General features: G+C 24.2%; 12 protein-coding genes. 8 read left to right on the top strand and 4 right to left on the bottom strand.

The window, feature by feature from the left end:
* Positions 1-27: 27 nt before the first annotated feature.
* The 4 genes from SHELI_RS03190 (at position 28) to SHELI_RS03175 (ending at position 4,118) form a co-directional block, all read left to right on the top strand.
* Positions 28-1,668 (top strand): hypothetical protein, encoded by a 1,641-nt coding sequence (locus SHELI_RS03190; RefSeq protein WP_069116622.1) that lies wholly within the window; start codon positions 28-30, stop codon positions 1,666-1,668.
* Between the two features lie 65 nt (positions 1,669-1,733).
* Positions 1,734-2,528: a hypothetical protein gene (locus SHELI_RS03185; protein ID WP_157087583.1), complete on the top strand. Its 795-nt coding sequence runs from the start codon at positions 1,734-1,736 to the stop codon at positions 2,526-2,528.
* A gap of 16 nt (positions 2,529-2,544) precedes the next feature.
* Complete coding sequence (locus SHELI_RS03180; protein WP_069116618.1) at positions 2,545-2,988, top strand: hypothetical protein; 444 nt, start codon at positions 2,545-2,547, stop codon at positions 2,986-2,988.
* 17 nt (positions 2,989-3,005) lie between these two features.
* Entirely contained in the window at positions 3,006-4,118 is a 1,113-nt protein-coding gene (locus SHELI_RS03175) for a hypothetical protein (RefSeq protein ID WP_069116616.1), read from the top strand.
* Between the two features lie 16 nt (positions 4,119-4,134).
* Here the strand turns inward: SHELI_RS03175 and SHELI_RS03170 are convergent, their stop codons facing one another.
* Positions 4,135-4,635: a hypothetical protein gene (locus SHELI_RS03170; protein WP_069116615.1), complete on the bottom strand. Its 501-nt coding sequence runs from the start codon at positions 4,633-4,635 to the stop codon at positions 4,135-4,137.
* Positions 4,636-4,743: 108 nt separating this feature from the next.
* Here SHELI_RS03170 and SHELI_RS03165 point away from each other — a divergent pair, with 108 nt between their 5' ends.
* The 4 genes from SHELI_RS03165 to SHELI_RS03150 all read left to right on the top strand — a co-directional run bounded on the left by SHELI_RS03165 (position 4,744) and on the right by SHELI_RS03150 (position 9,974).
* Complete coding sequence (locus SHELI_RS03165; protein WP_069116613.1) at positions 4,744-5,700, top strand: alpha/beta fold hydrolase; 957 nt, start codon at positions 4,744-4,746, stop codon at positions 5,698-5,700.
* 79 nt (positions 5,701-5,779) lie between these two features.
* Positions 5,780-7,144, top strand: a complete 1,365-nt coding sequence (locus SHELI_RS03160) for a hypothetical protein (protein ID WP_069116611.1) — start codon at positions 5,780-5,782, stop codon at positions 7,142-7,144.
* Between the two features lie 113 nt (positions 7,145-7,257).
* Complete coding sequence (locus SHELI_RS03155; RefSeq protein WP_069116609.1) at positions 7,258-8,571, top strand: SEC-C metal-binding domain-containing protein; 1,314 nt, start codon at positions 7,258-7,260, stop codon at positions 8,569-8,571.
* A 29-nt stretch (positions 8,572-8,600) separates the two neighbouring features.
* Positions 8,601-9,974 (top strand): ATP-binding protein, encoded by a 1,374-nt coding sequence (locus SHELI_RS03150; protein ID WP_069116607.1) that lies wholly within the window; start codon positions 8,601-8,603, stop codon positions 9,972-9,974.
* Between the two features lie 45 nt (positions 9,975-10,019).
* Here the strand turns inward: SHELI_RS03150 and SHELI_RS03145 are convergent, their stop codons facing one another.
* The 3 genes from SHELI_RS03145 to SHELI_RS03135 all read right to left on the bottom strand — a co-directional run bounded on the left by SHELI_RS03145 (position 10,020) and on the right by SHELI_RS03135 (position 11,874).
* Positions 10,020-10,208 carry a hypothetical protein gene (locus tag SHELI_RS03145; RefSeq protein ID WP_069116605.1) on the bottom strand — a complete coding sequence of 63 codons (189 nt, stop codon included), beginning with the start codon at positions 10,206-10,208 and terminating at the stop codon, positions 10,020-10,022.
* Between the two features lie 34 nt (positions 10,209-10,242).
* Positions 10,243-11,205, bottom strand: a complete 963-nt coding sequence (locus tag SHELI_RS03140; protein ID WP_069116603.1) for a GMP reductase — start codon at positions 11,203-11,205, stop codon at positions 10,243-10,245.
* A 66-nt stretch (positions 11,206-11,271) separates the two neighbouring features.
* Positions 11,272-11,874: an FMN-dependent NADH-azoreductase gene (locus SHELI_RS03135; RefSeq protein ID WP_069116601.1), complete on the bottom strand. Its 603-nt coding sequence runs from the start codon at positions 11,872-11,874 to the stop codon at positions 11,272-11,274.
* Positions 11,875-11,916 lie beyond the last annotated feature (42 nt).

Here is an 11,916-nt window from a genome sequence, read left to right as displayed (position 1 = left end):
AATAATATCTAGAAAATAGGTGTTAAAATGATTTTATGAGTTTCTAAGTTTTTTATTTCATTTTCGTTGACGTTTAGTAGTTACTCCCAAGTTTTTTTAGTAACTAAAAATTGTATTTATCAAAGCTCTCGAAATGATTTAAAAAATATTTCAACAAAGCAAGAAAGTTATAATTATAAAGATTTACTTATAAATGAATATGATTTATCTGGTAATATCAGCGTAAATAAATTTATGTTTTACGGAAGAATTCTTAAATATTATTATGCTAATAGTGTTACAGACATATCAGCAAAATCATTAAACACTTTCAATTCTTGAATAAATTCTATTACTAATGATCAAAACAATTATATAAGTTCTCATGTTATTCAAAATTACATTGCATCAACTTTTAATATAAGTGTTTATGGTTCAACAAATGATAGGGAGTTTTTTGCAGAGGCATTTGCAAAATGATTACTTACACCTGATGCAATAAAAAATAAAAGTTGAGAAGTTACTAATAATTTTTTCCTAAATGTTATGCCAAAGTTGATTGATAATGGTGGTATGCTTGTTGATAAACAAAATGATATTAAACAAAATGTTTTATCAAGTATTTCTACAAAATATAATTTGGAATTGAGTGATAAAACTAGCGATCTTAATTTAGGATATGAAAATTTAAATTATGTTGGTTGACAAACAAGCACATATTATCAGAATGCATCAACTAGAATACTATCTGATTGTAATTTAAGCAAAAATAATTTAAATGGATCAATAAGTTTGATTTTAAATAAATGGATGAATGACTCATTTACAAAAGCTAGCGAATCTTCATTAACAGAATTTAAAAATTTCAACACTAGTTTTTTTAAAGACTATAATGACTTAAATGAAAAATTAAAAGATAGTATTAAAGACGCTAATCAAAATAGTATGATTTGACTTTCGAGTTTATTTAGTGCAATCGAAGCCAAGTATACTAGAGGATTTTCTAAAAATGTTGATTATATTGGTAGTTGAACTAGTGATACAACATATCGATTAAAGGCTGTTGTTTTGAAGTTATATAATTATCTTTATTCAATTATAAAAAATGAAAGCTGAGTTTATAAAGTTATTTATGCATTAATAATTTCTCCTGATTATCCATTGGAAAGTGATGATGGTAAAAATTTAGAAGGGGTATTGGGATATACATTAACAGAAGGTCAATCAAACCCTAACACTATTAATAATTCATATATAGTTATAACTGGTAGGAGTTTATTATACAAAGATTATAATTCTCAATATACTGTAGGTTGATTCTCAAGTCCAGAAATGTTTAACACAATAGTTCATGAGATGGGACATGCATTAGATGCATTTGGTGGAAGAATTAATTCTTATAGAAATAAAGATGATACTCAATACTATTTATACAACAGTCTTTATAAGGGTAAATATTTTGAAGATAAGAACCCAAGTTTTATAGATGATAAAAACGTTTCTAGTGGAACAGAAACTGGAGTTCCACCAAAATCAAGCAATGATACTGATAAAACATCAAATGATTCATCTAGTGAAACCAATCATTTAAATGCTTTGATTTATATTTCTATTGGAATTTCTATTATATTATCAGTTTTAGTGGTTTGATTTATCGTAAGAAATATACAAAAAAAGAAAAGGGTATAAAAAAATATTTATTATATTATTTAAAAGGAATATGTATAATTAAAATAGTTAAGGATTGGTTTATGATGAAAAATATGATCGATTTGAAAAAATTAATGTTAAAAATCTATAACATATCATTTTTAGATTTCAAAGATAATTGAAAAGAAGTTTTTGAATATAACCAAGATTTTGAAAATACATTTTTAAAATATTCAAACATAAAAGATATGGAAGAAGTTGAATATTTTGGAAGAGAAATAGAAAAAAATTTTAAAAGTTTAAAGACAAAAAAAGATTGTGGTTTATATATTTTTACACCTTTGTATTTTTTAAGTATAAATTATGCTGCATTTATGCTTTATTGTAAATTAAAATCTGATTTTGAAAAATTTTATTTAATAAGTATGAATATCGATATCAAAAAAGATGGAAATAAAGTACTAGAATCATGTATGAGAGCAGTTGATTATTTCTCTAAATTAAGTATTAATTTATATAAAGATTCTAAGATGGATGAAGAAAAAGAAAATGCTTTGAACAAGTTTAATAACTTCTTATTAAAAATGTCTAGAACAAATTATAAAGATAATTTTAGGGCATTGGTTGATGATTTTCTTCTATATATTAAAACTTTTAATTTTACACCTATAACAGCTATAAGCAGTGGGTTAGAGTTTGAAAAATCAGATAAATATATTGAAAAGTATAAAAAAAGAATGGAAATGTACAGAAGCTATTGTGATTTATATTTTATGTTATCAATCTCATTAGCTGTTGTTTCTATAGTTGTTGGTCGAGAAGATAATCATGATTTAAATGAAGAATTGGATAAATTTTTACCTCAGCTAAGAATTTTAAAACCAAAATTAAAAAAATAAAGAAAAGAGGTATTTTATGAAAGAAGGTAAAGCTCTAGTATGTGTTGGTTCATTCGGGCTTTTTATATGTCAAGTATTATCAATTATAACTCTAAAAGATAAATTAAATGAAGTTATCAGAAATTCTCAAAACAGATATGATCAAATATTTGCAAATACTGTATTTTATTTTGTAGTGTTTATATCAGTTTTATCTGATTTTCTAATTTTATTATGTGTTGCATTTTTGATATTTAAAGATAGACCAAAACTAAATAAAGCAGGAGCTATTATATCTATTGTTATTGGAGTTTTTTCTCTAATTGGTGCATTTACAGCATTTAGATCTGAGCAGCAAATTTTGTCTATTGTTTTATATTTGATGATTGCAGTATATTTTTTATTTGGTGGTATAATTATTATCAAAAAGTTAAAAGTAGACAACCAAGTAGAATTTTTAGATCCTATTTTGGATCAATAGTTTGTAGAGGTATATAGATGAAACTATTTAATAATTCTGACAATTTTGATTTAAAACAATGAAATTTTTTGGATGAAACTATTTCTAATAAAATAAATAATGATAATCAAGTAAAAACATTATTAGATAAATTGATCTTGGTGTCAAAAAAAATATATAAAAGAATCTATATTGGAGCTTCATATTTAACAATTGGCATTTTATTACTTATAGCAGCTTTCGTATACTATGAATTGGTTGAATTTGATACTAAATTAAAAATTACACTAGTATTTGCTGTTATAGGAACTTTATTTTCTGCTTTTGGATTTATTTATATATATTTGTCTATGCGATTAAAGAAAAATAAAAATATGGGTGAAGATTATCAGTTTGCACAATATTTAGTTGAAAGCAATTTTATATCAAGCACATATCAACTTTTTTTTGATAAATATTATAATGACAATAATGTGAGCGATTTTAATATTAGCATTATAAATTATGTTGCTGAAAAAGACATTTATAACGAAGAACCACATAAATGTTGAAGTGAAAAAAAACAGTTGGAATATAATGAGAACTTAAATAGCTTTTCGCTTTTGTATAAAGATCATAAATTAAAGTTCATGATTAATAAAACAAAAAAATTTATTTATGAAGTCATAACAACCGATAGTAAAGGTAATGTGCACAGAACAAAAAAAATTGATTATATTCAAAGTGCAGCAATTTTTTTGAATAATGATAAACATGAAGATGATTATATAGGTATACAAATAAGTAAAAAAAAGTCAAAAAAAGATAATTACCAAACTGAATCAATTTATTTTAATAATCATTTTTCAATTAATGTAAACTCAAGTGATATAAGAGGGGCAAAGTTTTTAACACCAAAATATATAGACTCATTTGAAAATATAGATTCAAATGGCTTTAATAAAGTGGAAATAATTAAAAATTACTTTTATTCTGATTGATGAGTTTTCAACAAAGATAAAGAAACAAAGATAATCAATGATGAGTTGTGTGCATTAAAAAATAAAAATTATTTAAAAATAGATGATTTTAAAATAAATTTGATAAAAAAAATAACTTATGATTTTGAATTATTTACAAAACTATTTAGTTGAGTTAAAAATATTTATTAATATTTTTAACTCATTTTTATTTGCTTTCTAAATATTGATCTACTCTTTCTCTTCTTTTATATTCCCCACCAGGACCAAAATCTACTAATAATATCAATGTTCATCATCTTGGTTCATTAACTGTACTTGCCAATATGACTGAAATGAAATTAAACACTAAATACAAGACTCATATTGAAAGTACAACAAATTGGATATATTCTATTGTTGCAACATAATCTGGACCAGCTCTTCTTATTGTAAAAATATTAATTGAAATATAACTTAAACAAAACATAAAGTTTGGATAGGCAAAAAAGATAATATAAAGTGTGTATTTAAAACCTTTACTTAATTTGTGAAAAAAAGTTAATATAATTAAAAATATTGCATCCCAAGTTATGTAAAGAATACCAAAAATTTCTGTATACCCAGTTCTTGTTTCTAAAAAATAAAAACTTAAAGTTAAAATCATTGCAACTACTGCGCTTATTATTAAATTTCAAGTAGTTGCCATTCTTCTTCTAAAATTACTCATTTTTTTACCTCACACATTAATACTATTTTAAATCAAAATTGTTATATTTCAAAATCTTTTTACCTTTTTATTTAAGTGTATAATATAAAATAATAAAAAGAGGTATTTATGAAAGAAATAAAAATTGAAAGTTTTGATAAAAAGCAGTTACACACTTATGTATGAGATCAAGTAAATAAACCTTTAGGAATAATTCATTTAGTTCATGGAAGCGCTGAACATTCTCTAAGATATGAAAACTTTGTAAATTATTTGAATAAAAATGGTTGAATTGTTGTTAGTTCAGACCATAGAGGACATGGAAAGACTGCAAGTATAGAAGATTCTGAATTAGGTTATTTTGCTGATGAAAATGGTTGGGAGACAATAATAAATGATTTAAAAATAATAAATGATTATATAAGTAAAAAATATGAAAAACACAAAATTGTTATTATTGGACATTCAATGGGAAGTTTTATGGCAAGATCATATATAAGTAAATATGGTGAAACTATTGATGGAGCAATTTTGGTAGGTACAGCAATTTACTCTAATTTTATTCTTAATTTTGGTAAAAGTTTTGCTACAAAAAATCAAAAAAAATATGGAAGTAAGTATATAGATAAATTTGTATGAAAACTTAGTTATAAACCGCTTAATAATAAATTTAAAAAATTTGGAAAAACAGGTGCTGAATGGTTGTGTTCAGATCAAGAGGTTGTTAAAAACTTTGTAAATGACCAATTATCTGGTCAAATATTTACAAGCTCAGCTTTCAAAGATTTATTCACAGGATTATTAGAAATTCAAACTGATGAATCAATAAGTAAAATACCTAAAAATCTACCAATTTTTATAATTTCAGGTAAAGAAGATAGTGTAGGTAATTTTGGTAAAGGCCCACAAAAATTACAAAAATTATACTTAAAAAATAATCTTAACTCAAAAATTAGATTATATTTGAATATGCGACATGAAATATTGAATGAAGTTAAAAAAGAAATGGTTTGAAGAGATGTTTTAGATTTTTTGAGTGAAATATATAAAAAGCAAACTAAATTATTACCTAAAAAAGTTGTTTAATTGGTTTTAAGATACCCTTTAAATTTAACTTTTTTTTTGCTATAATTACTACAAATAGTTTGAATAAAGGAGAATGTGTATGCAGGTTAAAAAAATAATTGTAAAAAACTTTATAAATCCTGGTAAGCAGGATTTTGTTTTTGATGACAATGGATATTTAAAAAAGGGTAATTTCTATAGTTTAGATCAATTTGCTATTATCAGAAATATTTTCAATGGTGAGTGAATGAGACTAACAAATAGTTTTGAAAAATACTATCCAAAGTTCGCAAGAAAAATATCTGATATGGATTTACAAATGGATGCTTTGATTGTTCTTGATGAAGATGAATTAGCAGAGTTGAATAAATTAGCTATTCCATTAGTAGGTAGAGAACAAAAATCATTTGCATGATATTATTCAATAAAATGTGTTTATCCATACATTTTCCCAATTGTTTCATTAGTACCTGCTGAAAATGTAAAGAATGACACTACATTTGCGCTAGGTAGTCATTATGAAAAATTTATAAAATCAAATTCTTCTAAAAGAACACTTATACAAGTAGCAGGAATGAATGCTGCGGGTCAATTAAGAGATAAGTACTTTGAATATAGATCTATGGATGTAAGTCCTAATCAATTAAAAGACCATAGAAAATATTTAGATGTTATTAAATCAACATTTAGATATGATGAAGAGTTTATCAAAAAAATAGGTAGAATACTTTATAACATTGATGATGGAGACGTTATAAATTATGGTGATGAAGCTGAACTTTTTTATAGAAACCGTGATTTAAATGAGCTTTTAGATAAAGTAGCGATTTTGAGAGAAAATAAAGAAATACGCTTTGACTTTCTAGAATTATTGTTTGAATGTTATTTTAAAGATTTACAATGAGCATATGCTGCAAAAACATCTAATGATATATACGAGATCAGACAAATTATTCACAAAGAAAATTGTTTAAGACCTTTAACCAACATGAATTTTTTAGATAAATTTAAATTTGATATAAATATTCCTGAAGAGCTAAGTAAGAAAATAATTGAAAAAGAGTTTGTAGATGACAAAATAAAACCTGTATTATTAAAAGAGCATTATCAATCAATAAATCTTTTTGGTTCTGAAGAAGTAAAATTTGATTTTAGCGAAGAAGATGAAAGAGCAGAATTAAATGAGTTAAAAGCATATAAAGAGCAAGTTAAAGCCGAAGAACAAAGAATTAAAAATGAAGAATTAGAAAGCATAAGAGAAGCTAAAAAAATTGCTGAAAATGCAAGAATTCGTGAAAGAGAAATTAAAGTTCAAAGTGCTAGAAAATTAAAAGAACAAGAAAAAAAATTAAAAGAAAAAGAAGCAGAAATAATGAAAAAAATAGAAGAAAAGAAAAAGGCTGCAATAGCCTGAGCAAAAGAACAACAAAAAATGGTAAGCAATTATCCAAAGAAAAGGGCTTAAAAAGTAATAAAAAAACAAGAATACATATTCTTGTTTTTTTATTAAAATAAACCTAATAACTTTAATTTACAAGTAGATTATTTATGATTATAATAAAAAAAGAGGTAAAAAATATGCAAAAATCAGAAAAAGAAAATAGTTTGATAGAACTTACAGATAGAGTCGAATTGTACAAACAAGCTAAAAATATTAATATCACTGATGAAGAAGCACAGAACTTTGTTAATTCAATACTTGAAAATTATTTTTTAGATAATGATAATATAAGTTTTTTGCAAAAAAATGGATACAATTTTTTTACATTTTCTAACAATGAATTATGTTTTTGCTTAAGCGCAAAAACATACAAGGAATGTTGTAAAAACTTATTGAAACCAGAAAATGAAGAAAAAGATCATATAAGTTTAGAAAAAGCACTAATAAATAATAAGGATTATGAATCATATCTTATTTATATAAGTGAATTATATAAAAAACACTATGAAATGATAGCTAATCAAGAAGTGTGTCATTATCCAAATTGTGCAGAAAAGTCTATAGAATGCAAATTGTACAATATAGATTTTGAAAAGGATGAGTTTGTAACTACCAATAGAATTAACCCCTTTGACAATAATTTCAAAATCGGACAAAATTTTTTTCAACAAGTTACAAAAGATCATTTTAAATTTTATGGTTTATGTAAAAATCACTATAAAAACATTTCTTCATTAAATTTATCAAAACAAAGTTCTGAAGAAGATGTGTTAAATACTCATTTATTACCTATTTTGCATAGAACTTTTATTTTAAGAGTAGAGTTAGAAACAATAAGAGAAGAATTTTTAGAAAACTATCTTTCAATGAAAGATGAAGGATATAAAGCTTTACTGGTTTATAGAATTAAAAAAATATCAAATCAGTTGAAATCAATTGTAAAAACATTAGAAGGTTATATAAAAAATTTACAAAAAAACACAAATTTAAAAGTTATAAGACTTGATGTTCCAAGTTCTCATGAAATTAAAGTTTTGGATGTTTTATATCCACAAATTTCTCCAGATGATTTTGGTTTGGTAAACTCAATAAATAATATCTATGTAGAAGAAAACACTGCAACCATGAGTATAGAAAATGATAGAACAAACTCTTTAATTTTTTATGTATATAATAAAAAAAATATTAGAGTTGATAATTTCTTTAAACAATATCTAAAAATAATTAAAGCAAAACCAAAATTTGAAGCATCATTTGCATCAAATTGTGCATTGATATTAACAGACAATGTCTTATTCACTAAACAATATTTTGAATTTTTATCTGATGAAGAAAAAGCACTTTATTCAGCCTTGAATAAATTTAGATTTGAAAATCCAAATATGGGTCAAGAATATCTAAAAATGAAGTTTTTTGCAGGATTTAATAAAGGAAACAATTTCTTTAAATAAAGAAATTGTTTTTTTGAGGAAATAACAATATGTATAAAAATAAAAATTTTGATAAAGTAAATGGAGAAATGGTTGTCAGAAAAATTATTTCTGAAATTTATACACAATATAGAGGAATTATTGGAATTGATGGGCCAAACTCATCTGGAAAAACAATTCTTATGGAAGAAGTTGCTTTTAGGTTGGCAAGAGAAGGATTTGTAAGAGTTGATTTTGATTTCAAAAAATTTATAAATGGTAAAGACCTGCTTAAAAATTTTTTAGGCAACATACTTTTGAATATATCTGAATTTATTGGAGCAAAATTTTTGTACAAGTTTTCAAAAGAAAATAACATTAAATCAGTTAATAAAATCAAAAAAAATAATACAGGTTATGATATTGATTTAAAATTTAATGTCAATCATAGAACAAAGGATAAAGATTTTCAAAAAGAAAACTTGCTAACTATTATCAAAAGTTTTGATAAGTTTTTAAATGATTTTGGAATTAGAACTATAATCTGTTTTGATAATTTATTTGATCTTGAAAAAAGCAAAATTAAAGTAGGGTATGACTTTTTTGAATCTATATCATTAATTGCTCCACATATAATAATATTATGTACTATTAACAATGATAAGTTAGATCAAAAAGACCAAAAAATAAGTTTCAAAAAAATCTTTGGGAATATTTATGACTTACAAAAAAACTTTAAAACTTATGAACATAACAATATACAAATAAAAAATTTTATTAAACTTGAAAAAATAAAAAATTTGAAATTAATAGAAACAATAAACGAAGATTTATTAATAGTTGAAAAATGACTTAAAAGGTCATATGATTTTCACTTTACCGAAGAAGACACTAAAAAATATTTTAACGAACTTTGTTTTTTATATTGAGTTCTAAAATATTATTCTTTTGTAAATATTGATTATATTTCTTTGCTAAAAGAGAAAATAGAACTTTTAACGGATTTAAGAAAAGGTAGAAGATTTACCGATATTAATCAATATCCAAATTTACACGAAATTGCTATGTGTTTAAGAGAAGAAGACTATGGATTCAAAAATAAAAACAAAATTTTAGAAGTTATAAATATGATTGAAAATAGATTTTTATCAAATATACCAATAGCTTTGATATATGTAGATGAAAAAAACTATAATATAGTAAATGAAATGATGTTTTTATTCATATTTGATTGTAAAATTACAAAAACTAAATCTATTTTAAATAAAAACCCCAATATTACTTTATTAATTCAAAATAATACATTAGTAAAAGAAACTAAAATGATAATTGAATTATTAAAAAAGAGAACTGTTGAAGAATTTGAAAACGAAGATTTAGATAAAAGATTTTTTAATCATTACTTTGAAGTAATAAGCAATTATTTTGAACTTGAATTTTTATAATAAAAAAACACTATATTTTGCCACACTTAGCAATATATAGTGTTTTTATTCTTCTTGATCATCAACTGAATGACTTCAGTCAATATCATTTTCTTCATCTTTACTTTTTTTATAACATTGATCGCAAACTGAAACTGCTATTTCATCTTCAATTTTTTCATCATACACATAGATTCTTTTAGGATCTTGCGCATTAATATCATTTGAACAACCTTCATTTTGACATTTATTCATATAACCACCTCATAATTATTTTATATCAAATAAACTAAAAATTACTTGTTTTTAAAATAACATAATCAACTTTTTTAATATCTTTTACTTTTGTGCCTCCAGAATAAGATATCGAAGATTGAAGATCTTCATTCATTTCTTTATATGTTTCAAGTAATTTACCTCTTACCTTAATGAGCTCTTTTTTACCTTCAACATATCTTTTTTCACCTTTATTATACTCACTAGCACTACCATAATATTCTTTAAATAAAACTCCATCAACAGTAATATTTTTTCCAGGCGACTCTTCATGTGCTGCAAATAAGCTGCCAATCATACACATAGTTGCTCCGAAACGTATTGATTTAGCAATATCTCCATTAACTCTTATCCCACCATCGGCTATTATTGGTTTTGTTGCAACTTTACTACATCATTTAACAGCTCCTAATTGTCAACCACCAGTACCAAATCCAGTTTTTAACTTAGTAATACATACTTTACCTGGACCAACACCAACTTTTGTTGCATCTGCCCCTCAATATTCTAAGTCTCTTACGGCATGTGGCGTCCCAACATTACCTGCTATAATAAAAGTTTGATTTTTCATAGACTTTCTAATATGATCAATCATTTTTTTTACATTTAAAGAATGTCCATGAGCTATATCAATTGTAATAAACTCAGGAATCAAATCTTCTTTGGTTAATTTATCAATTAAATCATAATCTTCTTTTTTAACTCCCACAGATATTGATGCGATTAAACCTTTTTCTTTCATCATTTTTGTAAACTTTAAAGAATCTACATTAAATCTATGCATCACGTAAAAATATCCTTGTTCAGCTAACATTATACATAATTCTTCGTTTACAACAGAAGCCATATTAGCTGGAACAACAGGCATTTTGAAAGTATAATTACCTAATTTAATTGAAGTGTCACATTCACTTCTTGAATTTACCACACAAAGACCTGGTATTAACTGTATATCATCATAATCAAATGCGTACATATTTATCTCCTTATTAATATTCTACAAGACTATATTAAACAAAAAAATGAGTTTTTATTAACTCATTTAAAATTTTTTAGCTGCGTCTTTGATTTTATCTGACAATTCATCGATTGCTTCATCTGGATTTGATGTAGAAACAGGTGCTAATTTTGTGCCAGCAAATAAAATTGGCTCATTAACTTTAGCTCCCATAAACTCTCATGTTCCTTTTAAAAATGCTGTATGATCACCAAATGGATATCATCCAACTGGTGCACCCTGAGTAGTTAAAATTTGAACAGATAAGTGGTCTAATAACCCAACAGATCCATCTTTTTTACTATATTTGTATGAAAATGTTTTTTCAGCTAATAAAACGTGATCTAAATAATTTTTTATTAGAGCACTAACTGAAAAGTTATTCATTGGGCTTGAAATAATAACTTTATTAACTGATTTTAATTGTTCGATATATTTTATTGAATCTTCTTCATTAAAAAAAGTAGACATATTATTTCTTGTTAAAGTTTTTTGCGCCATTTGCTCATTATTTAAATCTAAGTAAATAATTTCATCATTAGGATTTAATTCACAATACTCTTTAACAAAACGTCTTGATAATGCTAAAGAAAACGATTTTTCTTCAGGACTTATTGTTCCTGAAATAACTAAAACTTTATTTGACATATTGCTTCCTCCAAACTCATTTTACAAAAAAAATATTGAAAA

The sequence above is a fragment of the Spiroplasma helicoides genome (genome assembly GCF_001715535.1).
GTDB lineage: Bacteria > Bacillota_I > Bacilli_A > Mycoplasmatales > Mycoplasmataceae > Spiroplasma_A > Spiroplasma_A helicoides.
Note: the sequence above shows the minus strand (reverse complement) of the source record. Positions and strands in the feature narration are given on the sequence as shown.